This window comes from Lysobacter sp. OAE881, assembly GCF_040546665.1.
GTDB lineage: Bacteria > Pseudomonadota > Gammaproteobacteria > Xanthomonadales > Xanthomonadaceae > Lysobacter_J > Lysobacter_J soli.
In genome coordinates this window covers 426795-450986 of record NZ_JBEPOG010000001.1, presented here as the reverse complement: position 1 = coordinate 450986, position 24192 = coordinate 426795, and the positions used below count along the sequence as shown (strand labels likewise).

Genomic DNA, 24192 nt, shown 5'->3' with positions numbered 1-24192 from the left:
CCGGGCACCTTCTCCCGCAAGCGGGAGAAGGGATGGCCGGCATGGAAGGATGGATTCCCGCCTTCGCGGGAATGACAGCTGAAAAGGCGCGGCGATTACCGCGTCGCCGCAGCCTCCACCGCCGGCATCTTCGCCTCGCTCCAGCTCGAATCCGGATCGAAGCCCTTCATTCCTTTCGCGACCGCTTCGCCGCCCGGACCGAGATCCTTCTCGAACACCTGCCCGTCCGGGCCGATCATGAAGCTCATCACGCCGGTGTCGCCGTATTTCGCCGGCCACGCGACGAGCGCGAAGCCGCGCGTCATGCGTCCGTCGACGAGGTAGTTGCGCGCGCCGCCCGGCGCCGAGTCGCCCTGCGAGGTCAGGATTCGATAGCGGTAGCCGAGGTAATCGCCCTTCGGCAGGTCGTCGCCGAAGAGCGGGCCGAGCGGGCTGACGTCCGCGCTGCCGTCTTCGGGCCAGTAGAGCCCGTCGTGCTTTCCGTCGCTGCTGAGGATGTGCTGCGCGTACTCCAGCACGCCGTCGCCATCGTGGTCGTTCTCGGCGTAATCCAGCTGCGCGTCGCGGTAGGCCTGCACCGCCTGCAGCACGGCAAGCTCATTGCGACCGATGCGTCGCACGCGCATCTCCTCGCCGCCGGCCTTCGGATCGAAGCGCCAGCCGCTCTTGTCCTGCTTCAGCGGAATGGGCAGCGTCCAGCCGCCGTCGCCTACGGCCAGCTTTGCCGTCGCGCCGTCAGCGAGGACGCGATGCGACTGCTTCCACATCGCGAGGAACGCGTCGACGTCCTCGCGATCGATGCCTTCCATCGGAATGTAGTCGCGCCACTGCGCGCCGAGCACCTTCTGCAACGCGGCCTGGTCGTGTTTCTCGACCGCTGCGACGAATGCGTCGGCCGCGGCGTCGGCCGTGGGATAGGCGCTCTGCGCGAAGGCCGGCGAAACGCACAGCGCGACCAGCAAGGTCAGCAGCAAGGGGTTTGCAAGTTTCATCGAAGAACTCCTCCTCGAACCTGCGCGATCAACCGCGGCGACGTGCGCCACCGCCGCCGTGCGACGGGCGCGACTGCCGCTGTACCTGATGCCCGCCCGAGCGCTGCGATTGCGGCCGCTGCTGCATCTGCCGGCTCTGCTGCCCGCGTTCGAGCTGCTGGCGTGACTGCTGCGGATGCCGCGCGCCCTCGAAGGCGTTGTTGCGCGAGACCTCGTGCGTCTGCCGCTGCTGCGCGTGATCCTGCAGGCGCGGCTGGTTCGCCTGCGAGCGCTGCATGTGCTGCGCCTGCGCACCGCGCGCCTCGTTGCGGGCATGGTCGCGCTGCTGGGCATTGGCGTGCGTGGTGCGCGGGCCGGCATCGCGATGCGTGCCTGCCTGAGCGCGATCGCCGCGCTGCTGCGCGACCTCGCGCGCGTGGTCGCGTGACGCGTCGCGTTGCGAAACATCCCGCGTGCGTGCCTGCGCGGTCTCGCGGGCGCGTTCGCGCGACGGATCGCGCTGCACGCCGGCGCCGCCTTGTCCGGGACGCGAATCGAGCCCGCCGGGTCGATTCTGGATGTCGCGTCCCGCTTCGCGCGCGCGCTCCTGGGCCTGTCGATTGCTCGCCGCGGGTGCTTCGAAGCCGCGGCGTTCCATCTCCTGCCGCGCGCGATCGCGATTGGCCTGATGCGCCGCATCGTTCCCGCGAAACTGCTGGCGCTGGTCGGCGCCGGGCAGTCGCTGCTGGCCGAACTGCTCGCGGCTGCGCGCATCGCGGTACGGCACGTCGCCGCGGAAATTCGCGTCGTGCCGCCACGTACTGCGGCTCGCGTCGATCTGCCGGTTGACGTTGATGTTGTTGTAGCGGTTCACGTCGATGTCTACGTCGCCGCCATGCCAGTCCCAGTCGCCCCACAGCGCATCGGCGACCGCGACGCCCGTGCCGAACGCGAGGCCGGCCGCGAGCACGCTGCCCGGATACCACGCCGGCGCCGGCGGGTAGTACGCGGGCGGATACGACGGATACGGCCACGACCCGTACACGGTGGTCGGGTTGTAGCTGGGCACGTAGACGACTTCGGGATTGGCCGGCTCGATCTGGATGATCTGCGTCGGCGGCGGCGGAGGTGGCGCCTGGCCTTCGACCACGACCGGCGCCGGTGCGGGCGGTGCCGCCACGACCGTCACCTTCTGCTGTTCCGAACTCTGCAGGTTGCCGGCGGCCTGCGCGGCGCGACGCAGCCGCTGCACGGCGTCCATCATGTCGCCCGGCTGCGCGAGGAACGCATCGCCCAGGCGCTGCACCCAGCCAGGATCCTGCGAAAGCGTCGACATCACCTGCGGGAAGGCGACCAGCGACTGCACGCTCGGATCCCACGGCTGGTCCGCGACCAGCTTCACCGCGGCGTCGCCCTTCGCGTCGGGATGCGCCTTCGACCACGCGACGGCGTCGGCGACGTTGCCCGGATACGTCGCCGCCATCAGCACCTGGGTCAGCAGCGAATCGGGATACAGCGCGATCGGCGCGACCATCTGGTCGAGCTCTTCCTGCGCGAAAACACGCTGCGCCGGCACTGCGGTCGTCGCGGCCGGTGTCGTGACGGCGGGCGCGGGTGCGGCAGGCGCTGGCGTAGTGGATGCCGCGGGCGCGGCCTCGCGCTTGCACGCGGTTGCCGACAGCGCGGCGATGAGAACGGCGGACAGCACACACGGGCGGAGCATGCGCATCACACACCTCCCACACCTGAAGAGCGTCGACGGCCCCGGCGCAACGCCGGTCCTTCGACGGCCCCCTGAACGGGCGGCGGCTATCATGCGCGCCTGCCCCGCTATGTCCCTGTGAACATGAGCTCGCCTGCCCCGGCCTTCGACGACGTCCGCGCCTACCTCACCGACCTGCAGGACCGCATTTGCGCGGCGATCGAGCACGCCGACGGCGGTGCGCGCTTCCGCGAGGACGTGTGGCAGCGGCCCGAAGGCGGCGGCGGGCGCACGCGCATCCTTCGCGAGGGCTCAGTGTTCGAACAGGCGGGGATCGGATTTTCCGACGTCTCCGGCGCGAAGCTGCCGCCGTCGGCCACCGCCGCGCGGCCGGAACTCGCGGGCGCGTCGTGGCGCGCGGTCGGTGTCTCGCTGGTGTTCCATCCGCGCAATCCGCACCTGCCGACCACGCACGCGAACGTGCGCCATTTCCGCGCCGTGCGCGATGGTGAAACGGTGGCGTGGTGGTTCGGCGGCGGCTTCGACCTCACGCCGTTCTATCCGGTGGACGAGGACGTGCTGCACTGGCACCGCACTGCGCGCGAGCAGTGCGAACCCTTCGGCGGCCAGGCGCGCTACGAGAAGCACAAGCACTGGTGCGACGAGTATTTCTTCCTGAAGCACCGTAACGAAACGCGCGGCGTCGGCGGCCTGTTCTTCGACGACCTGCATGAGGATGCCGATGCCGACTTCGCCTACCTGCGCGCCGTGGGCGACGGTTTCCTCGATGCGTACCTTCCCATCGTCGAACGTCGCAAGGACACGCCGCACGGCGAACGCGAGCGGCAGTTCCAGCTGTACCGCCGCGGCCGCTACGTCGAGTTCAACCTGGTCTTCGATCGCGGCACGCTGTTCGGCCTGCAGTCGGGCGGACGCACCGAATCGATCCTCATGAGCCTGCCGCCGCTGGTGCGATGGGAATACGGTTTCGAGCCCGAAGACGGCAGCCCCGAGGCGCGGCTGGCCGACTACCTGCGCCCGCGCGACTGGCTCGCCGAGCTGGGCTGATCGCGCGAGTCAGACGTCCTCGTCGCCATCGCCCGGGGGCTCGCGCAACAGGATGGTGATGCGGCCGTCGGTTTCCAGCAGCGCGAGGTGGATGCGGTCCACGTCGTTGCAGCCGGCCTCGCGCATGGCCTTGGAGAAGTCGTAGCGGCTGACCAGTTCGCGGCGCAACACGTCGCGATAGACGTTCCCGTTGTGCGCGAGCACGACCGGCACCCCTTCGAGCAGGCGCTCCATCTTGCGGCTGCGCGAAGTGAGCAGGCCCACCGACCAGTTCAGCACGATGAGCGTGGCCGCGAGCAGCAGCCCGCCCGTCATCGACGTGTCCTTGCCCAGCAGCGCGTTCTGCACCGCATTGCCGAGCAGCACGATCAGCAGCATGTCGAATGCGGTGAACTGCCCCATCGTCCGCTTGCCCGAGATCCGGATCATCCCCAGCAGCACGACGTACACCACCACCGCGCGCAGGACGAACTCCCACCACGGCATCGACATCTCGAACATGGCCGCCTCCGCTTCCGCGATGCGGGAACGCTAGCGGCAAAGCGTCCGGAGGAGAACTCACGGCAAGCGGATGGCGTGACGGCCTGGGTCCCGGCGTTCGCCGGCATGACGGGGAATGGACTGAAGTCGCTGAGTGGCAGTCGGAGAATCCAGCCCCCTTGGTAAGGGGGCGCGGCGGCAGCCGCGGGGATCGGAAGTATCGGCGCGGGGGCCCAAAGTTTTGCGACGCGAAACTTTGGGTTTATTTCTGGCGACGCCAGAAATAAAAAGCCCCGCAGGCAGGGGGGGCCGGCGGGGCTGGGGAGCGGGACCTGGGGAGGGGCCTTCGCTCCGGGATCACTCCAGGGGAGGGAGAGATCGGCGACAGGCGTTGCACCTGTCGCGACCTATATGACCATTCCGTACATGGATGGTTCGTGAAGATCCGGGTTAACAATTCGTTGGATTCAGGAGGCATTCACCGAATTGGAAACGTTTTTCTCCGCGTTCCGCGCGAAATCCGCCTCCCGGCGGCCGTGGCACGAAAACTGCCAGATGCGGCTTCCGACGAACGGTCAGTGGGCCTCGTCCCAGTTCGCGCCGATACCGCTGTCGACCAGCAGCGGAACCCGCAATCCGGCCACCCGGGACATGCGGTCGCGCGCCTCGTTCACCAGGGTGTCGACGAAACCGGTCTCGACCTCGAACACCAGTTCGTCGTGCACCTGCAGCACCATCAGCGCGCGGTCGCGGTGATCGGCCAGCCAGCCGTCGATGGAGATCATCGCCAGCTTGATGATATCCGCCGCGGTGCCCTGCATCGGCGCATTGATCGCCGCGCGCTCGGCGCCCGCGCGCAGGCCCTGGTTCCGCGCGTGGATGTTGTCCAGGTACAGGCGGCGGCCGAACACGGTTTCCACGTACCCCTGCTCGCGCGCCTGCTGGCGCGTGCGCTCCATGAAGTCGCGCACGCCCGGGTATCGGCTGAAGTACAGCGCGATGTAATCCTGCGCCTCGCCGCGCGAGATGTTCAGCTGCCGCGCCAGGCCAAACGCGCCCATGCCGTACATCAGGCCGAAGTTGATGGCCTTCGCGGCGCGGCGCTCGTTGTTGCTGACCTCGTCGAACGGTTTGCCGAAGACTTCGGCCGCCGTCGCGCGATGGATGTCGGCGCCGGATTCGAACGCACGCAGCAGGCTCGGATCCTCCGACAGGTGCGCCATGATCCGCAGCTCAATCTGCGAGTAATCGCACGCGACGATGCAACGCCCTTCCGGCGCGACGAACGCCTGCCGGATGCGGCGGCCGTCGTCTGTGCGGATCGGGATGTTCTGCAGGTTCGGATCGCTAGACGCGAGCCGTCCCGTCGCCGCGCCGGCCTGGTGATAGCTGGTATGCACGCGGCCGGTGTCGCGGTTCACCATCTCCGGCAACTTGTCGGTGTACGTGCTGCGCAGCTTCGACAACCCGCGGTATTCCAGAATCACCCGCGGCAGCTCGTGCTGGTCGGCGATCGCTTCCAGCGCTTCCTCATTGGTCGACGGCGCACCCGACGGCGTCTTCACCAGCGCCGGCAGTTTCAGTTCGTCGAACAGCAATTGCCCGAGCTGCTTGGGCGAATCCAGGTTGAAGGTGCGACCAGCCAGCTCCGTCGCCTTCTGCTGCGCGGCGAGCATGCGCTTGCCGAGGTCGGCCGATTGCCGGCGCAGTTCGTCGGCGTCGACCATCACGCCGTTGGCTTCGACGCGTTCGAGCACCTGCACCAGCGGCATTTCGATCTCGTGGTACACGTGCGCCAGGCCCGGCACCGCTTCGACCTTCGGCGAAAGCACGCGATGCAGGCGCAGCGTGACGTCGGCGTCCTCGGCGGCGTAACGCATCGCGTCCTCGATGGACACCTGCGAGAACGGAATCGACTTCGCGCCCTTTCCGGCGACGTCCTCGTAGCGGACCGTGTCGTAGCCGAGATAGCGTTTGGCCAGCGAATCCATGTCGTGACGCGTCGCCGTCGCGTTGTAGACGAAGCTCTGCAGCATCGTGTCGTCGGCGTAATTGCGTACTTCGATGCCGTTTCGACGCAGCACGTGCAGGTCGTACTTGCCGTGCTGGCCCATCTTCTTGCGCGTGGGATCCTCGAACAGCGTGCGCAACGCGGCCAGCGCCTCGGTGCGGTCGAGCTGCTTCGGCGCGCCCGGATAATCGTGGCCAAGCGGCAGGTACGCGCCGCGACCCGGTTCCGCCGCAAGACTCAGGCCGATGAGGTTGGCCTGCATCGGATCGAGCGAGTCGGTTTCGGTGTCGAACGCAAACTCCTCCGAATCGCGCAACCGCGCAAGCAGGTCGTCGAACTGCTCCGGCGTCAGGATCGCCTCGTAATCGCCCTTCGCCGACAGCGACGGATCGACCGCTTCCGCCGGCGCGCCAGAACGCGCGTGGCCGGCGGCCGTGTTGCGAAGGCCCGTCGGGCTGTTCGCGTGATCCTCGACCACCGCGCCGGGGCCTTCGAGCTCGCGCAGCGCCTGCTTGAAGCCGTAGCGCGCGTACAGCTCGCGCAACTCATCGACATGGCGATCACGGAGGGCGAGATCGGTCGGGCCGCGATCGAGATCGACGTCGGTGCGGATCGTCGTCAGCGTGCGGTTGAGCGGCAGGCGCGGCAGAGCGGCGCGGAGGTTCTCGCCGATCTTGCCCTTGATCGACTCCGCATGCGCGATGACGTTGTCGAGCGTGCCGTATTCGCCGAGCCATTTCGCCGCGGTCTTCGGACCGCACTTCTCGACGCCGGGGATGTTGTCGACGCTGTCGCCCATGAGCGCGAGCAGGTCGATGATCTGGTCCGGCCGCACGCCGAACTTGTCGATCACGCCGGCTTCCGAATCGAGCCGGCTGCCGCTCATCGTGTTCACCAGCGCGATGCCGGGACGCACGAGTTGCGCGAAGTCCTTGTCGCTGGTGGAAATGGTGACGTCGATGCCCTGGTCGGCCGCGCGCACGGCGAGCGTGCCGATGACGTCGTCGGCTTCGACGCCTTCGATGCGCAGGATCGTCATGCCCAGCGCGTTGACGATGTCGCACATCGGCTGCACCTGCGCGCGCAGTTCGTCGGGCATCGCGGCGCGGTTGGCCTTGTACTCGGGGTACAGGTCGTCGCGGAAGGTCTTGCCCGGCGCGTCGACGACGAAGGCCACGTACGCGGGTTGCTCCTTCAGCGTCGCGCGCAGCATGTTGACCACGCCGAACAGGGCGCCGGTGGGTTCGCCGGCGTCGTTGGTGAGCGGCGGGAGCGCGTGGAAGGCGCGATAGAGATAGCTGGAGCCGTCGATGAGGACGAGGCGGGGCGTGTCGGTCATGACCGGAATTCTACGCTGCACGGCTTTGGCGACCGTGCACGGCCGGGCCGTCACCCCTCGCAGCGGCCCCGGCGCGTATCCTTGCGGGCATCGCCATCCGCATCCCGCCGACCGGCAAGGAGTCCGCCATGCGCCACGCTCTGCTCGCCCTGCTGCTCCCGTTGACCCTGATCGGTTGCGCGACGATGGGCAGCGACGATCCGACGGCCGGGCTCCAGGATCCCGAAGTGCGCTCGCGCACCGTCAGCGGCGGCGACACCATCGACGAGTACTACGTCGCCGGCCAGCTGCGCGTGGTGCGCATCACGCCTGCACGCGGCCCGGTGTACTACCTCGTCGACAACAACGCCGACGGCATCCTCGACAGCAGCAAGGGCGAAGGTCCGATCTCGCCGGTGCAGTACAAGCTGCTGAGCTGGTAATCCGCGTCGCAAAGCCGCCGCACGATCCGGATATCGGGCGTGCGGCGCGCCATACAGACTCCATCGCGTGACGTCCCACGGGAGAACGCGATGACGCTCCAGACACTTTCCTTCGACATCGAACGCGACCCGCGCTGGCTCGCGCTGTGCGCACGCGAACGCGCCGCCGACGGGCGCTTCGTCTATTCGGTGAGGACCACCGGCGTGTACTGCCGACCCTCGTGCGCCGCGCGCCAGCCGCTGCCGCGGAACGTGGACTTCCACGCAACGCCGGACGACGCCGAACGCGCCGGTTTCCGCGCCTGCCGGCGTTGCCATCCGCGCCGCGATAACGTGCGCCAGACCATCCGCTTCGCCATCGGTGACACCTCGCTGGGGTGCGTGCTGGTCGCCCAAGGTGAGGCGGGACTGCGGGCGGTGCTGTTCGGCGAGGACGCCGACGGACTTGTGCGCGATCTGCAATCGCGCCTTCCCGGCGCCGCGCTCGCGGTGGACGCCGGCGGCGTGCAGGCGGTGCTGGAAGCGGTCGTCGACTGCATCGAGGCGCCATACCTCGGGTTCGGCGTACCCGTCGATCTGCAGGGCACGCCGTTCCAGGTGAAGGTCTGGCAGGCACTCCGCCGCATTCCGGCGGGCTCGACCGTGAGCTACGGCGCACTGGCGCGGCTTCTCGGCGTGCCGGATTCGGAGCGGGCCATCGCGGCCGCATGCGCGGCAAACCCGCTGGCCGTGGTCGTGCCGTGCCATCGCGTGGTGGCAGCCGACGGCGGCCTCTCCGGCTACCGCTGGGGCGTCGCACGCAAGCGGGCGCTGCTGCAGCGCGAGGCGCACGCATGAGCGCCGCCGTCGCGCTGCGCCGCGACGCGAAGGCGCTCGCCCAGCGCATCGCGTGGCAGGACTGGGATCGCGTCGCCGCGTCGCTCGACGCCTGCGGCCACGCGGTCCTGCCGGGCCTGCTCGACGAAACCGAATGCCGCGCGATCGCTGCGCTGTACGACCGGCCGGACGGATTCCGCAGCCGTGTCGTGATGGCGCGCCACGGATTCGGCAGCGGCGAGTACCGCTACTTCGCGTACCCGCTGCCGGACACGGTCGCGATGCTGCGCGCGGCGGTGTATCCGCACCTATCGCCCGTGGCGAACCGGTGGAACGCGGCGATGGGGATCGACGTGCGCTATCCCGAGGCCCACGCCGATTTCCTGCAACGCTGCCATGACGCCGGACAGGTGCGGCCGACGCCGCTGCTGTTGCGCTACGACGCCGGCGACTACAACTGCCTGCATCAGGATCTCTACGGCGAACACGTCTTCCCGCTGCAGATGGCGGTGCTGTTGTCGGAGCCGGATGTCGACTTCGAGGGCGGCGAGTTCGTGCTCACCGAGCAGCGACCGCGCATGCAGTCGCGCGCCGATGTGGTGCCGCTGCGACGTGGCGATGCGGTCGTGTTCGCCGTGCATCACCGGCCCGTGAAGGGAACGCGCGGGACGTACCGCGTGAACCTGCGGCACGGCGTCAGCCGCGTGCGTTCAGGTCGACGTCACACTTTGGGCATCGTGTTTCACGACGCGCTGTAAGCCTCCGCCATAGTCTTCGCGTCGATCGATGTCCGCGGGCTCAAGTTTCCTCGCGCGACGCCGTTAACGGGTCGCCGCACCGTCTTCATGCGGCGCAACGGAGGAAACACCGGAGTGTCCGGGAAAGAACGACGCACGCCCAAGCCGACGCCCGACGCCGCCGCGCTGCGCGCCGGCCTCACGCCCGAGCAGACGCGCACGCTGGAACAGCTGGAGCATTTCCAGTGGACGCTGGAGTTCGTCCGCCGACCGCTGTTCCAGGACCCGATGCCGGTGCTCTTCGACCGCGACCGCAAGCGCTGCGTGGCGCTTCTGCCCGATGGCTCGCTCGACGAGACGGTGAAGTTGAGGAAGTGAGGCGGGCGTACGAGCCCGTTTCCACCTCGAGCCGAACGGGTCGAACCACTTGCCGGCCTTCTTTCCGCGGTCATCCCGGCGAAAGCCGAGACCTAGGCTGGAAGCTCATCCGCAGTCCCCGCATCGCAATCTGACGCGCGATCAGCCTGGGTCCCGGCGTTCGCCGGGATGACGTTCCCACAGACTCAAGCGTTGCCATCTAGCGGCTGCTGCCTCACGCCGGCTGCAGATTCGCATACGCCAGCACCAGCCACTTGCTGCCGGCATCGTCGAAGTTCACCTGCACGCGGGCGTGCGCGCCGCTGCCTTCGTAATCGGTCACGGTTCCCATGCCGAACGACGGATGCTTCACCTGCGAGCCCAACCGCACCGCCGGCTGCTCCAGCGGCGCGTGGCCGCGACTGGCGCCCAGCACGCCGCGTTGCACGCCGCCGCTGTACGGACGCGAGACCTGCACCTTCGGACGCACTTCGTTGAGCAGCGGCGCCGGGATCTCGCGCAGGAAGCGCGACGGCACGCCGTACATGTCGGCGCCGTGGATGCGGCGCGACTCGGCATAGCTCAGCACGAGCTTCTGCCGCGCGCGCGTGATGCCGACGTACGCGAGGCGGCGCTCCTCTTCGAGGCGACCGGACTCTTCCGTTGAGCGGCCGCTCGGGAACACGCCCTCTTCCATGCCGGCCAGGAACACCAGCGGGAATTCCAGCCCTTTCGCGCTGTGCAGCGTCATCAGCTGCACGCCTTCCTCGCCGGCCTGGGCCTGGCCTTCGCCGGCTTCCAGCGCGGCGTAGCTGAGGAAGGCGACCAGTTCCGGCATCGCCGCCGCGTCCTCGTCGTCGGTGCGCGTGAAGCGCGAGGCGACCGACACGAGTTCGTCGAGGTTGTCCACGCGCGAATCCAGCTGGCCGCGCGACTCGTTGAAGTAATGCTCGCGAAGCCCGGAGCGGATCAACACATGGTCGATCTTCTCCGGCAGCGTCATCGACGCCAGTTCGTTGTCGAGGTCGTCGATCATCGCGAGGAAGCCCGCGACCGCATTGCGCGCACGAGCCGCCAGGCCGTTCTCGCCGACGATCCGACGCGATGCCTCCCACAGCGACACGCCATCGGCACGCGCTCGACGTCGCACTTCGTCGAGCGTGCGCTCGCCGATGCCGCGCGTCGGCGTGTTCACCGCGCGCTCGAACGCCGCGTCGTCCAGGCGCGAGGCGATCAGGCGCAGGTACGCCAGCGTGTCCTTGATTTCGGCACGCTCGAAGAAGCGCAGGCCTCCGTACACTCGGTACGGAACCTGTTCTGAAAGCAGCGATTCTTCGAACGCGCGCGACTGCGCGTTGCTGCGGTAGAGGATGGCGACTTCGCCGTAGCTGCCGCCGTCTCGCACCCACTGGCGCAAGCGTTCGACGACGAAGCGCGCCTCGTCCATCTCGTTGTACGCGGCGTACAGGTCGATCGGTTCGCCCGTGCCGCTGTCGGTCCACAGGTTCTTGCCCAGGCGGTCGGGGTTGTGCGCGATGACCGCGTTCGCGGCTTCGAGGATGTTCGCGCTGGAGCGGTAGTTCTGCTCCAGCCGGATCGTGTGCGTGCCGGAGAAATCCTTCAGGAAGCGCTGCATGTTCTCGACCTTCGCGCCGCGCCAGCCGTAGATCGACTGGTCGTCGTCGCCGACGACGAACACGTGCCCGGTGTCGCCCGCGAGCACGCGCACGAAGGCGTACTGGATCGCGTTGGTGTCCTGGAACTCGTCGACGAGGATCTCGCGGAAGCGATGCCGGTAATGCGCCAGCAGCGCCGGGTTGTCGCGCAGCAGTTCGTGCGCGCGCAGCAGCAGTTCGGCGAAATCGACCAGGCCCGCGCGTTCGCAGCGCTCCTGGTACGCCTCATAGCATTTGTGCATGACGTCGGCCCACGGATCGCCGGACGTCGGTTGCAGGTTGTGGGGGCGGCGGCCTTCGTCCTTCTGCGCGTTGATCCACCACACGATCTGCCGCGGTGGGAAGCGCGTTTCGTCGAATTCCAGCGCCTGCACGACACGCTTGACCAGGCGTAGCTGGTCGTCCGAATCGAGCACCTGGAAGCCTTCGGGCAATTTCGCTTCCTGCCAGTGCAGGCGCAGCAGGCGATGCGCGAGGCCGTGGAAGGTGCCGATCCACATGCCGCGCGCGCCGTGGCGCAGCTGGCCGTCGACGCGGTGGCGCATCTCGCCGGCGGCCTTGTTGGTGAAGGTCACGGCGAGGATGCCGTGGGTCGGCACGCCGTGGACTTCGTTCATCCAGGCGATGCGGTGCGTGAGCACGCGGGTCTTGCCGGAACCGGCGCCGGCGAGGACGAGGTAATGACCGGGCGGGGCGCTGACGGCCTCGCGCTGCGCTGGATTCAGCGCGTCGAGCAGGTGGGAGACATCCATGCGGGTATTGTAGCGGCGGCGGTCTCATCGCCCGCGTCGCGGGCCATCGCGGAGGGAGCTGAATGCGTCCGACGTCGAAAACGCTGCGGATCGCGGCCGGGCTGATCTTTGCGACCGCGTCGGCCGGTAGCGCCGCGCAGGCGGCTTCCGATGCCGCCCCCGACACCGAACGCACCCTGCGTGCCAGCGACAGCGCGCTGCAGGTCAGCGTCATCGGCGTGGACGACGCGCGCCGCCGCGGGCAGTTGCAGGACTGGCTGGCCGAAGTCGCGCAGGCGCAGCTGACCGCGTTCGGGCGCTATCCGCTGCACAGCGCGCGCGTGCGCATCGAGCAGGTCGCGCGCGAAGCCGCCCGCGACGACGAAAGCCCGGTGCCGTGGGGCCAGACGCTGCGGCGCGGCGATACGGCGGTGCTGCTGTTCGTGCGCGACGACGCGACGCCGGCGGAACTTCGCGCCGACTGGACGGCGATCCACGAGCTCTCGCACCTGTTCCACCCGTACATGGGGCGCGACGGCCGCTGGCTGTCGGAAGGCCTCGCGAGCTACTACCAGAACGTGCTGCGCGCCCGCGCCGGGCTGCTCACGCCGGAGCGCGCGTGGGAGCTGCTCGACGCCGGCTTCGGTCGTGGCCGCCGCGAAACCAGCGGCATGCCGCTGGTCGAACTCAGCCGCACGCACGAAGGCACGATGCGCGTGTACTGGGCCGGCGCGGCGTTCTGGCTGCAGGCCGACGTCGCGCTGCGACGCGACCACGCAACGAGCCTGGACGCCGTGCTCGCGAAGTATTCGGACTGCTGCCTCAGCGGCACCGGCGAGACGGCGCCGACGCAGTTCGTCGCTGAACTCGACCGGCTCTCGGGCACGAAGGTGTTCTCGTCGAACTACGCGCGGCTGGTCCAGTCGCGCGTCTTTCCCTCGCTGGATGCGGTGTATCGCGACCTGGGCATCGCTCGGCGCGGGGACGCGCTGGCATTCGATGACGATGCACCCGGCGCCGCGGTGCGTCGTTCGATCACGGCCAATGGCGCCGCGCGACCGGCTGCGCCGTAGCGGTCAATGCGCCTTGTGCTTCACGACGGCCTGCGCCATCAGCTTGTCGGTGTAGGCGATGCCGATGGCGGACAGGATGAAGACGCAGTGGATGATCGTCTGCCACATCACGCCTTCGGCGGTGTAGGTGCTGTTGGCCGAACCGAGGCTGCCGATCGCGATGAAGGTCTTCAGCAGGTGGATCGAGGAGATGCCGATGATCGCCATCGCCAGCTTCACCTTCAGCACGCTGGCGTTGACGTGGCTCAGCCATTCGGGCTGGTCGGGATGGCCTTCCAGGCGCAGGCGCGAGACGAAGGTCTCGTAACCGCCGACGATCACCATCACGAGCAGGTTGGAAATCATCACCACGTCGATGAGGCCGAGCACCATCAGCATGATCTGCTGCTCGGTCCACTCCGTGGCGTGGAGCATCAGGTGCCACAGTTCCTTCAGGAACAGCACCACGTACACGCCCTGCGCGACGATCAGTCCCAGGTACAGCGGCAGCTGCAACCAACGCGAGGAGAAGATCAGGGCGGGAAGCGGGTTCATCGGGGCGGGACGCGGATCGGACATGCGGCGGCGCTCGGTTCGGGATCGGGGGGCCGGCTAGGGTACCGGCCGGCCATGACAGCCGCCAATGCGCGCCTGAAGGACGTTGGAATTCAGCATTGCGTCCGGCCGGACCGGGCACACCGCCCCTGCCCTTACACTGGACGGCCCCCAGCCCGCCGGAGTTCCTCCCCCATGATCGACCTGCATTACTGGCCCACCCCCAACGGCCACAAGATCACGATCTTCCTCGAGGAAGCCGGGCTGGACTACACGATCCACCCGGTCGACATCGGCGCCGGCGACCAGTTCAAGGCGGAGTTCCTGAAGATCTCCCCGAACAACAAGATGCCGGCCATCGTCGATCGCGACCCCGGCGACGAGGGCATGCACATCAGCGTGTTCGAGTCCGGCGCGATCCTCGCCTACCTGGCCAACAAGACCGGCCGTTTCGTACCGCAGGACCTGCGCGGGCGCACGCTGGTGAGCCAGTGGCTGCACTGGCAGATCGGCGGCCTGGGCCCGATGACCGGCCAGTACGGCCACTTCCACGTCTACGCGCCGGAAGACATCGCCTACGCGAAGGACCGCTACAAGCGCGAAGTGCTGCGCCTGCTGGGCGTGCTCGACCGCCAGCTGGAAGGCCGCGACTTCATCGCCGGCGACTACTCCATCGCCGACATGGCCGCGCACCCGTGGATCAATCCCTACACGAAGGCGCCGCTGGACCTGACCGAATTCGCCAACGTCCGCCGATGGCACGAAGCCGTCGCCGGGCGCCCCGCCGTGCAGCGCGCCTACGCGCTGGCCGAGCGCTACGGCGCCAAGCGCGAGATGACGCCGGAAATGCACAAGATCCTCTTCGGAACGCCCGCCAACTCCAACGCATGAAGAACCTCAACGTCCGCGGCCTTGCCGCCTGCCTGCTCGCCATGACCGTCGCCCTTCCCACCCTCGCCGCTCCCGCCCAGACCGCGTCCGCGCCGATCAAGCTCACGCTCGAAGCGCTGGCCGGCGACGCGCCGCTGTCGGGCCCCAGCCTGATGAAGGCGAAGGTCTCGCCGGACGGCAAGCGCGTGACGTTCCTGCGCGGCAAGGACAGCAACAAGAACCGGCTGGACCTGTGGGCGTACGACATCGCCAGCGGCCAGACGGCGAAGCTGGTGGACGCCGACGACATCCTGCCGGGCGACGAAGTGCTCAGTGACGAGGAGAAGGCGCGCCGCGAGCGCCAGCGCATCGCCGCGCTCAGCGGCATCGTCGATTACCAGTGGGCGCCGGACGGCCGTTCGTTGCTGTTCCCGCTCGGCGGCGAGCTGTACCTCTACGACCTGGCGAAGACCGGCAAGTCCGCCGTGCGCAAGCTCACCAATGGCGAAGGTTTCGCCACCGATCCGAAGCTGTCGCCGCGCGGCGGCTTCGTCAGCTTCGTGCGCAACCGCAACCTGTGGGTCATCGACCTTGCGAGCGGCAAGTCGATCCAGCTCACGCGCGATGGCAGCGACGTCATTGGCAACGGCGTGGCGGAATTCGTCGCCGACGAGGAAATGAACCGCCACACCGGCTACTGGTGGGCGCCGGACGATTCGGCCATCGCCTTCGCGCGCATCGACGAAACGCCGGTGCCGGTGCAGAAGCGCTACGAGGTGTATCCGGATCGCACCGAAGTCGTCGAACAGCGCTATCCCGCCGCCGGCGATCGCAACGTGCTGGTGAAGCTGGGCGTGATCGCGCCGAAAGCCGGTGCCGCGCCGAAGTGGGTGGACCTTGGCAAGGAACAGGACATCTACCTAGCGCGCGTCGACTGGCGCGATCCGCAGCGCCTGACGTTCCAGCGCCAGTCGCGCGACCAGCATCGGCTGGAACTCATCGAGGCCGATCTCGCCGGCGGCGGCCAGCGCGTGCTGCAGACCGAGACGAGCAAGACCTGGGTTCCGCTGCACGACGACCTGCGCTTCCTAAGAGACGGCCGCATCCTCTGGAACAGCGAGCGCAGCGGGTTCGAACATCTGTACGTATTGAGCGAAGACGGTTCGAAGGCGACCGCGCTGACCTCCGGCGACTGGCCGGTGGATGGCGTACTCGCGGTCGATGAAGCCGCCGGCTTCGTCTACTTCGCCGCCGGCAAGGATTCGCCGATGGACGCACAGGTGTACCGCGTGCCGCTCGCGGGCGGCGCGATCGAGCGCCTGTCCAGGACCGACGGCACGCATGCGGCGAGCTTCGCCGCCAATGCGAGCGTGTACGTCGACAACTGGTCGAACCCGACCACGCCGCCGCAGCTGGAGCTGTTCCGCAACGACGGTACGCGCATCGCCGCGCTGCTGAAGAACGACCTCGCCGATCCGCAACATCCGTACGCGAAGTACGCCGGCGCGCATCGCCCGATCGAGTTCGGCACGCTCAAGGCCGCCGATGGCGCGACGCCGCTGCAGTACAGCCTCATCAAGCCCGCCGGTTTCGACGCGAACAAGCGCTATCCCGTCGTGGTGATGGTGTACGGCGGACCGGCGTCGCAGACGGTCAAGCGCGCGTGGGCGCCCGACTTCAACCAGTACCTCGCGCAGCACGGCTATGTGGTGTTCTCGCTCGACAACCGCGGCACCCCGCGTCGCGGCGCGGCCTTCGGCGGCGCGCTGTACGGGAAGCAGGGCACGGTGGAAGTGGCCGACCAGCTGAAGGGCGTGGAGTGGCTGAAGTCGCAGCCGTGGATCGACGGCTCGCGCATCGGCGTGTACGGCTGGTCGAACGGCGGCTACATGACGCTGATGCTGCTGGCGAAGGCGTCGAACCAGTACGCCTGCGGCGCGGCGGGCGCGCCGGTCACCGACTGGGCGCTGTACGACACGCACTACACCGAGCGCTACATGGGCCTGCCGAAGGCCAACGTCGCCGGCTACCAGGAAGCGCGAGTGCTGGAGCACATCGACGGCCTGAAGTCGAAGCTGCTGCTGATCCACGGCATGGCCGACGACAACGTGCTGTTCACCAACTCCACCGCGCTGATGAGCGCGTTGCAGAAGCGCGGCCAGCCGTTCGAGCTGATGACCTACCCCGGCGCGAAGCACGGCCTGAAGGGCGCGGACAACCTGCACCGGCTGAAGCTGACGGAAGATTTCTTCGACCGGTGTCTCAAGCCGTCGCCATGATGTCGAAATGGCGCGCGCGGGTCTTGTCGGCGTGCATCGCCAGCCTGCTCGCGCTCGCCGCTTTCACTGCTGGAGCACGTGAACCGGACGAGGCTCAGGCCCGGGCGTTCGTGCAGTCGTTGCTGGTCGCCTCGCCATACCGCATCGGCGCGGCTGCGCGCGACGGGGAAATCCTCTACCGCCTTCGCTTCGCGGACGGCATTGCGCGCCAGTTCCCGTCCACGGCCGAACAGGCTGTCCGCATCGACGGGGATGCACTAGACGTGTCGGTGTGTCGCGATTGCCGATACGAGGAGCGCGATGCAGCCAGCGATCTGACGCGCTACCTGACGCCGAATGCCTGGGTCGACAGCGACCAGCGCAGTATCCTGGCCTTCGCTCGCCTGCATGCGCGCGGCGGCAGCGTGGACGCGCGGATGACGCGCCTGGTGGGTGCGATCCGCATGCGCATGGACGGTCCGGTCGACTTTCGCAGCTACTTGCCCGCGTCGGCCGCACTGCGCGATCGAGGGGGCGACTGCACCGAGTTCGCGCTGCTGCTCGCCGCGACCGGACGCGCCGTCGGGATTCCCACGCGTGTCGTGCACGGGCTGGCCTACTCCAGCCGGTTCGTCGGCCAGCCGCACGTATTCGGCCCCCACAGCTGGGTGCAAGCGTGGGACGGCGGGCATTGGCGGAGTTACGACGCCGGACTGGAACGCTTCGATGCGGGGCACATCGCACTGCGCATCGGCGACGGCACGCCGGCGGAACTCGCGGGCCTGGCCGACGTTCTGCGCCAGGTGCGTATCGTCGAGGCAGTCGGTGTGAGGGGGAACGCGGCGTCAGCGCGGACGCGATGAGCGTCAGCGGGCGGTGTCATCCGCTTCACTCGCGCGCTCGATCATCGGCAGTTCCGGCAGGCTGCTGTCGTCGACCCATTGCGCCGAACGCGGCTCACTGACGCCACCGACCCAGACGATGGTCGTCAGCGGTTCCACCAAGGGCCCGGCCTCCACCGGCGTGGAGGGTGTAGCCGGATCGGCGACCAGCGGCGAGGGCGACTCCGCCAGTGCGGATCCGGCGACCAGCGTCAACGCGATCGCCGCCAGGCTCGCGGCTCGCGCGGGCGTGCGATAAGACACACAGATCGGGCCGGAAGAGGCGGCCAGCAGTGCCATGCGCTGGGCATCGTCGAGGCCGTCCAGGTCGTGCACGGGATGACCGCATCGGGCGCAGTCGCCGGTGATGGTGCGTTGCGCTTGGGCGCTCAACGGACAACGCCGGTCGATGCGGGGTACTCGGGCCATCCTTGCCTCCACTCGGCGGAATGGCGCCTTTCTAGCACGCAGTGACCTTCGGCGCATGGTGTCCCGCCAGCCCAGCCGCCATGCTCGCCGTCGGACCCATTCCCGCCGATGCCATGACCAAGCCGCTGACCCTCGCGATTGCCCTGTCCCTCACCCTCGCCACCGGCGCGCCGATGCTCGCGCAGGCCGCGCAGCCTGCCGCGAAGTCGACGGCCGCCAAGCCCGCCGCGAAGCCCGCGCCGGCATGGGTCGCTACCAGCAACCAATACGCGAACATCCTGCTCAAGGCGCAGGCCGAGTTCGCGCCGGAGGGCATGTCGTTCTTCGGCGTGCCGGGTTACGACGATCGCGTCGCCGACCTCAAGCCGCAGAATCCCGAGCGCTTCCGTGCCGCGACTGCCAAGGCGCGCGACGAACTGAAAGCCAAGCTCGCCGTCGAACGCGATCCGAACGTGCGCCAGGATCTGGAAATCATGATCCGCGCGGCCGACGAGAACATCGCGACCAGCGAACTCACCCAGCGCCTGACGCTGCCGTGGAGCGACGTGCCGCAGACGGTGTTCAGCGGCCTGCAGGGCCTGCTGTCCGACCAGACGCCGCCCGAGCGCCGCGCCAAGGCGCTCGACCGCCTGAAGAACTACGTCGGCATGGGCACCGAGAAGACGCCGATCACCGAACTGGCGAAAGCGCGTTACACCGAAGCCGCGGCGAATGCGCAGCTCGTGCATCCGACGAAGCTCGAGGTCGAGCAGGCGCTGGGCAACGTAGACACCTACGTCGACGGCATCCGCAAGCTGTTCGCCAAGTACAAGATCGAAGGCGCCGAGCCCGCGCTCGCCGCGATGGAGACGCAGCTGAAGGACTACGGCACGTGGGCACGCGCCAACGTGCTGCCGACTGCACGCACCGACACGAAGCTGCCGCCGGAGCTGTACGCCAACAGCCTCAAGCAGTACGGCATCGACATCGACCCGCAGTTGCTGATTCGCCGTGCGCAGGTGGAGTTCATGGAAACGCGCGCGGCGATGCAGCAGCTCGCGCCGCTGGTGGCGAAGGCGAACAACCTCACCGTCGCCGATCCGCACGATTACGTCGCCGTCATCAATGCGCTGAAGAAGCGCAACATGCCCAACGACCAGCTCGAGGCGCGCTATCGCACGGTGATCGACCAGATCGATCCGATCATCCGCTCCGAGCGCATCGTCGACGTGCCGAACCGTCCGATGGTGATGCGCCTGGGCAGCGAAGCCGAATCGGCCGCACAGCCCGCGCCGCATTTCCTGCCGGCGCCGCTGATCGGCAACACCGGGCAGCAGGGCCAGTTCGTGCTGCCGGTGTCGGTGCCGACCGCCGAGGGCAAGGCGCTGGAATACGACGACTTCAACTTCGATGCGGTGCGCTGGACGCTGTCGGCGCATGAAGGCCGCCCGGGCCACGAGCTGCAGTTCACCGCGATGGTCGAGCGCGGCATCTCGCTGGCGCGCACCATGTTCGCGTTCAATTCGGTCAACGTGGAAGGCTGGGCGCTGTACGCCGAAGCCGAAATGGTGCCGTACGAGCCGCTGGACGGTCAGCTGATCGCGCTGCAGTTCCGCCTGATGCGCGCCGCGCGCGCGATGCTCGACCCGATGCTGAACCTGGGGCTGATCGACCGCGAGGCGGCCGGCCGCATCCTGCGCGAGAAGGTCGGGCTGTCGGAGGCGATGACGAAGCAGGAGCTGGACCGTTACACCTTCAACGCACCGGGCCAGGCGGGCAGCTACTTCTACGGTTACACCCGCATCCTCGAACTGCGCATGGAGACGGAGATTGCGCTGGGCGACAAGTTCGACCGCCTCGCGTTCAACAACTTCCTCCTCGACCAGGGCCTGCTCCCGCCGGACCTGCTGGCCAAGGCCGTGCGCGAGCAGTTCATTCCGGCGCAGTTGAAGAAGTAAGCCGGATTGCCGTCCGTTCTCCGAACGACGGCGCCCCTAAGCCCCTCTCCCACCGGGAGAGGGGTTGGGGTGAGGGTCGGGCGTGCGATGCAGTCATGCTCTCTCACCCTCAGTCGCTCGCACTGACCGCACGTCGAAATGGATTCCAGTTTCGCTGGCGTGACGGGGTCTGGTGAAGTTCCCCGACAGTGCCCGAGCTACGGGCCTGGGTCCCGGCTTTCGCCGGGATGACGGTGCAAGGTGGGCCTGAGGCGTCAGGCGGCGCAGCGCTGCTATCGGCAGGCCCGCTTCACCCAATTCCGACACCCCCTCCACACCCCGTGAATTCCCGCGGCGTCAGCGGCCCGTGCAGGAGGCACCGACACCGCGCTCGCTATACTTCCGCGAACGTTGTCCGGGAATGTTTCGTGCCGTCCACGCTTCCGCCGTCCACTGCCCGCCGCATGGCGCCCCTTGCGATCCGCGCCTGCACCGCCACCAGTGCCGTCGGCCGCGGACGGGATGCGTTGGCGAAGGCGTTGGCCGAAGGCCGCACCGGCCTGCGCCGGAACGATTTCGGCGACGACGCACGCCTGGACTGCTGGATCGGCCGCGTCGACGGGCTCGAAACCGTCGAGCTTCCCGAATCGCTCCAGCCTTGGGATTCGCGCAACAACCGCCTGGCCTGGCTGGCGCTGGCGCAGGACGGCCTGCGCGCGGCGATCCACGACGCCGTCGCGCGCCATGGCGCCGAGCGCGTCGCGGTGATCGTCGGCACCTCGACCTCCAGCATCGGCAGCACCGAGGCGGCCTATACCGCGCTGGAAGACGGCGAGTTCGCCGAACGGTTCGCCCGCCCGCACGTGCACACGCCGCATTCGCTCGGCGAGTTCGTGCAGCAGGCGACCGGCCTTCGCGGCCCGTGCATCACGGTTGCGACCGCGTGTTCGTCGAGCGCGAAGGTGTTCGCGCAGGCCGCGCGCCTGATCGACGCCGGCCTCGTCGACGCCGCGCTCGTCGGCGGCGTGGATACGCTCTGCGGCAGCGTGCTGTTCGGTTTCAACTCGCTGCAGCTGGTATCGAGCGAACCCTGTCGTCCGTTCGATGCGACGCGCAATGGTCTGTCGCTCGGCGAAGCCGGCGGTTTCGCGCTGCTCGAACGCGCCAACGACGGCGACACCGGCCTGCAGCTGCGCGGCTACGGCGAATCCAGCGACGCGCACCACATGTCCTCGCCGCATCCGGAAGGCCTCGGCGCGCGGCTGGCGATGCGCGATGCGCTCGCACGCGCCGGCATCGATGCCGACGAGGTCGGTTACCTCAACCTGCACGGCACGGCCACGCCGGCCAACGATTCGATCGAAGCCGCGGCCGTGGCCTCGCTTTTTCCCGACGCGCTGCATGCCAGTTCGACCAAGGGCTGGACCGGCCACACGCTCGGCGCGGCGGGCATCGTCGAATCGACGATCGCCTTGATCGCGCTGGAACGCGGCGAACTGCCGGGCACGCTGAACAGCGACGCGCCCGATCCCGCCTGCGGCCCGCAGATCCGCTTTGCGCCGCAGCGCGCCGCCATCCGTTACTCGATGAACAACTCCTTCGGGTTCGGCGGCAACAACTGCTCGCTGGTGTTCGGCTGCGCATGAGCCGCCTGGAAGCGAAGGTCGAAGGCATCGGTTTCTGGACGCGGGGCTTGCCCTCGTGGCCGGCGGCGCGCGAGTTCGCATCCAGCGGCGCGCAACCCGCCGATGCGCCGGCCCGACCGTCGCCGCAGTTGCTGCCGGCGAACGAGCGCCGCCGCGCGCCGGAGACCGTCGCCATCGCGCTGGAAGTCGCGATGGCCGCATGCGAAGCCGCGTCGCGCGATCCCGCGTCGCTGCCGTCGGTGTTCGCGTCGACGCATGGCGAGCTGGCGATCACCGATTACATGTGCACGACGCTCGCGGCCGATCCGCGCGCGTTGTCGCCCACGCGTTTCCATAATTCCGTGCATAACGCCGCCGCCGGCTACTGGACCATCGGCACCGGCGCGATGCAGCCGGCCAACGCGATCAGCGCGTACACGGCGAGCTTCGCGCAAGGTCTGATCGAGGCGCTGACGCAGCTGCACGACGACGCCGACGCGGTGCTGCTGGTCGCCTACGACGGCCAGTCCGCCGGCCCTCTGGCAAAGATGGCGCCGAGCGAAGGCCTGCTCGGCGGTGCGCTGGTGCTGTCGCGCGACGGCGCCGGGCCGCGCCTTTCGGCACGCCTGGTGCCGGTTTCGACCCGCGAGCCGGCCTCCGGCCCGCTCTCGCGCTTCGCGTCGGCCAATGCGATGGCGCCGATGCTCCCGTTGTTCGACGTGCTCGCGCATGGCGCCGGCACGGCGGTGCTGCCCGCCAGCGCCGCGCACGACCTGTTGGTGGAGGTGAACCCATGATCCATCCGTACCTGAGCCGCGACGACGTCATCGTCGTGATCCCCGCCCTGAACGAAGCGCTGCGCATCCGCGACGTCGTCGAGGGCGCGCTGGCCGAATGCCCGCGCGTGCTGGTGATCGACGACGGGTCCGACGACGGCACCGCCGATCGCATCGCCGACCTGCCGGTCACCGTGATCCGGCACGCGCAGCGCATGGGCAAGGGCGCGAGCCTGCGCGATGGTTTCGCGCACGCGCTGCGCATGGGCGCGCGCGCCATCGTCAGCATGGACGGCGACGGACAGCATCTTCCCAGCGACATCCCGCGCCTGCTCGCGGCGGCGAACCGCCATCCGGGCCACATCGTGATCGGCGCGCGCCTGCGTCGCCGCTCGCAGCAACCGGTCTATCGACGCCTCGCCAATGAGTTCGCCGACTGGGGCATCGCGTGGGGCACGGGCTACCAGATCGCCGACACGCAGAGCGGGCAGCGCCTGTATCCGGCCGCGGTCGCCGCGCTGACCGACGTGCCTGGCGAGGATTTCGTGTTCGAGGCACAGATCCTGATTTCCGCCGCGCAGCAGCTGGGCACGCGCTGCGTCTCGGTGCCGATCGAATCGCGCTACAAGTGCGTGCACAGCGACGAGCAGTTCCGCCCGAGCCATTTCAAGCCGCTGCGCGATTTCTCGCGCATCACCTCGCACGTGGTGCTGGGTGTGCTGCGGAAGGGTGGCATTCCCGAGATGTACCGCCGGATCCAAGGGAATCCGGCGTTGATCGACGATCCGTCGGGCGAGTTCGCGCCGCCGCCGATGGGCGTGGTGCAGACGCGGTCGTCGTAGGAGTCGTCGTTACTGCTTTTGTGCCGTCATTCCCGCGAAGGCGGGAATCCATCGATCCGGCGCGTCAATCTGCGGACGACGTGTTGGCTCGGACGGATGGATCCCCGCCTTCGCGGGGATGACACCAATAGATCACTTCACCGGCTGCGCCGGCGGCACCGTGGCAGGCGTCTGCGGGGCGGTTGCCGGCGGCGGATTGGCGACGTAGATCGCCACGGCCTGCGCGAATTTCTTCGTCGGCGAGATGTTCACGCCGATGCCGCCGCCGCTGAAACTGCCGCCGTGGTAGCCGCTGGAGCTGCCGCCGCCCACGCCGAGGCCGACGCTGCTGCCGCCGCCGGTGTCCTGCGTGCCCATGAACAGCACGCCATTGGCGCCGAGTTTCGCGGCCTCGGTGCGCAGCTTGGCGATCACGTCGTTCAGCTTGTTCTGCTCGCCGTAGGTGAAGCTGCCGCTGGCCGTCTCCAGGCGGGCGATTTCCTCGAATCCGCCCGGCGGCGGCGTGTAGTAGACGCGGACCTGCGCCGGATCGATAGGTGTGCGCGGCGTGCCGGTCACCAGTTGCGAGGTGGACGAACAACCGGCCAGCGCGGCCAGTGCGAGTGCTGCGAGCGTCGTGGCGATGCGGCGCATGGCGGCGCCTCCGTGTTGGGTTGCGGCGATCCTACGACAGTGGCG

At 68.5% G+C, this 24192-nt stretch carries 21 protein-coding genes; 13 read left to right on the top strand and 8 right to left on the bottom strand.

All coding sequences use genetic code 11. The annotated features are described in order from the left end of the window. Positions 1–95: 95 nt before the first annotated feature. Together ABIE51_RS02030 and ABIE51_RS02025 are read right to left on the bottom strand one after the other, a co-directional pair. Complete coding sequence (locus ABIE51_RS02030; protein WP_192632038.1) at positions 96–992, bottom strand: DUF2950 domain-containing protein; 897 nt, start codon at positions 990–992, stop codon at positions 96–98. 28 nt (positions 993–1020) lie between these two features. Continuing rightward, positions 1021–2694, bottom strand: a complete 1674-nt coding sequence (locus ABIE51_RS02025) for a DUF3300 domain-containing protein (protein WP_354503277.1) — start codon at positions 2692–2694, stop codon at positions 1021–1023. Between the two features lie 123 nt (positions 2695–2817). On the opposite strand from ABIE51_RS02025, the gene hemF reads away from it, so the two are divergent. Further along, complete coding sequence (gene hemF / locus ABIE51_RS02020; protein WP_192632036.1) at positions 2818–3741, top strand: oxygen-dependent coproporphyrinogen oxidase; 924 nt, start codon at positions 2818–2820, stop codon at positions 3739–3741. 9 nt (positions 3742–3750) lie between these two features. Here the strand turns inward: hemF and ABIE51_RS02015 are convergent, their stop codons facing one another. Beyond that, positions 3751–4242, bottom strand: coding sequence for a DUF421 domain-containing protein (locus ABIE51_RS02015; protein WP_192632035.1), 492 nt, complete (start codon positions 4240–4242; stop codon positions 3751–3753). A gap of 554 nt (positions 4243–4796) precedes the next feature. Next, a complete protein-coding gene (gene polA, locus ABIE51_RS02010) occupies positions 4797–7571 on the bottom strand; it encodes a DNA polymerase I (protein WP_192632034.1) in 2775 nt (924 codons plus the stop codon). 128 nt (positions 7572–7699) lie between these two features. Between polA and ABIE51_RS02005 the strand changes: the two genes are divergently transcribed. The 4 genes from ABIE51_RS02005 to ABIE51_RS01990 all read left to right on the top strand — a co-directional run bounded on the left by ABIE51_RS02005 (position 7700) and on the right by ABIE51_RS01990 (position 9924). Further along, the gene (locus ABIE51_RS02005) at positions 7700–7993 is read left to right on the top strand and encodes a DUF2782 domain-containing protein (RefSeq protein WP_354503273.1); all 294 of its coding nucleotides are present in this window, start codon (positions 7700–7702) and stop codon (positions 7991–7993) included. A 90-nt stretch (positions 7994–8083) separates the two neighbouring features. Further along, positions 8084–8830, top strand: coding sequence for a methylated-DNA--[protein]-cysteine S-methyltransferase (locus ABIE51_RS02000; protein ID WP_192632033.1), 747 nt, complete (start codon positions 8084–8086; stop codon positions 8828–8830). Further along, on the top strand, positions 8827–9567 hold the full coding sequence (locus ABIE51_RS01995; RefSeq protein WP_192632032.1) for a 2OG-Fe(II) oxygenase: 741 nt from the start codon (positions 8827–8829) through the stop codon (positions 9565–9567). The genes ABIE51_RS02000 and ABIE51_RS01995 overlap by 4 nt, the downstream gene beginning before the upstream one ends. Positions 9568–9681: 114 nt before the next feature. Continuing rightward, complete coding sequence (locus tag ABIE51_RS01990; RefSeq protein ID WP_115842713.1) at positions 9682–9924, top strand: hypothetical protein; 243 nt, start codon at positions 9682–9684, stop codon at positions 9922–9924. Between the two features lie 214 nt (positions 9925–10138). Here ABIE51_RS01990 and uvrD read toward each other — a convergent pair whose 3' ends face one another. After that, the gene (gene uvrD, locus ABIE51_RS01985; RefSeq protein WP_115842714.1) at positions 10139–12331 is read right to left on the bottom strand and encodes a DNA helicase II; all 2193 of its coding nucleotides are present in this window, start codon (positions 12329–12331) and stop codon (positions 10139–10141) included. A 62-nt stretch (positions 12332–12393) separates the two neighbouring features. Here uvrD and ABIE51_RS01980 point away from each other — a divergent pair, with 62 nt between their 5' ends. Continuing rightward, positions 12394–13383: a M61 family metallopeptidase gene (locus tag ABIE51_RS01980; protein WP_192632031.1), complete on the top strand. Its 990-nt coding sequence runs from the start codon at positions 12394–12396 to the stop codon at positions 13381–13383. 3 nt (positions 13384–13386) lie between these two features. Here ABIE51_RS01980 and ABIE51_RS01975 read toward each other — a convergent pair whose 3' ends face one another. Then, complete coding sequence (locus ABIE51_RS01975; RefSeq protein WP_157028953.1) at positions 13387–13941, bottom strand: TIGR00645 family protein; 555 nt, start codon at positions 13939–13941, stop codon at positions 13387–13389. Positions 13942–14112: 171 nt separating this feature from the next. Here ABIE51_RS01975 and ABIE51_RS01970 point away from each other — a divergent pair, with 171 nt between their 5' ends. Genes ABIE51_RS01970 through ABIE51_RS01960 form a run of 3 tightly spaced genes read left to right on the top strand, consistent with a single transcriptional unit; the run spans position 14113 to position 17908 of the window. Continuing rightward, on the top strand, positions 14113–14808 hold the full coding sequence (locus tag ABIE51_RS01970; protein WP_192632030.1) for a glutathione S-transferase N-terminal domain-containing protein: 696 nt from the start codon (positions 14113–14115) through the stop codon (positions 14806–14808). 41 nt (positions 14809–14849) lie between these two features. Next, a complete protein-coding gene (locus ABIE51_RS01965) occupies positions 14850–17066 on the top strand; it encodes a S9 family peptidase (protein WP_192632569.1) in 2217 nt (738 codons plus the stop codon). Then, positions 17063–17908, top strand: a complete 846-nt coding sequence (locus ABIE51_RS01960) for a transglutaminase-like domain-containing protein (RefSeq protein WP_192632029.1) — start codon at positions 17063–17065, stop codon at positions 17906–17908. Before ABIE51_RS01965 ends, ABIE51_RS01960 begins: the two co-directional genes overlap by 4 nt. 3 nt (positions 17909–17911) lie before the next feature. Here the strand turns inward: ABIE51_RS01960 and ABIE51_RS01955 are convergent, their stop codons facing one another. Next, positions 17912–18319 carry a hypothetical protein gene (locus ABIE51_RS01955; RefSeq protein ID WP_354503266.1) on the bottom strand — a complete coding sequence of 136 codons (408 nt, stop codon included), beginning with the start codon at positions 18317–18319 and terminating at the stop codon, positions 17912–17914. A 149-nt stretch (positions 18320–18468) separates the two neighbouring features. Between ABIE51_RS01955 and ABIE51_RS01950 the strand changes: the two genes are divergently transcribed. The 4 genes from ABIE51_RS01950 (at position 18469) to ABIE51_RS01935 (ending at position 23514) form a co-directional block, all read left to right on the top strand. Further along, a complete protein-coding gene (locus tag ABIE51_RS01950; RefSeq protein ID WP_192632027.1) occupies positions 18469–20292 on the top strand; it encodes a DUF885 domain-containing protein in 1824 nt (607 codons plus the stop codon). A 443-nt stretch (positions 20293–20735) separates the two neighbouring features. After that, positions 20736–21917 (top strand): beta-ketoacyl-[acyl-carrier-protein] synthase family protein, encoded by a 1182-nt coding sequence (locus tag ABIE51_RS01945; protein ID WP_192632568.1) that lies wholly within the window; start codon positions 20736–20738, stop codon positions 21915–21917. Continuing rightward, positions 21914–22693: a beta-ketoacyl synthase chain length factor gene (locus tag ABIE51_RS01940; protein ID WP_192632026.1), complete on the top strand. Its 780-nt coding sequence runs from the start codon at positions 21914–21916 to the stop codon at positions 22691–22693. The genes ABIE51_RS01945 and ABIE51_RS01940 overlap by 4 nt, the downstream gene beginning before the upstream one ends. Further along, a complete protein-coding gene (locus tag ABIE51_RS01935; protein WP_192632025.1) occupies positions 22690–23514 on the top strand; it encodes a glycosyltransferase family 2 protein in 825 nt (274 codons plus the stop codon). Before ABIE51_RS01940 ends, ABIE51_RS01935 begins: the two co-directional genes overlap by 4 nt. 132 nt (positions 23515–23646) lie before the next feature. On the opposite strand, the gene ABIE51_RS01930 is transcribed toward ABIE51_RS01935, so the two are convergent. Next, a complete protein-coding gene (locus ABIE51_RS01930) occupies positions 23647–24147 on the bottom strand; it encodes a DUF4156 domain-containing protein (RefSeq protein WP_115842723.1) in 501 nt (166 codons plus the stop codon). Positions 24148–24192 lie beyond the last annotated feature (45 nt).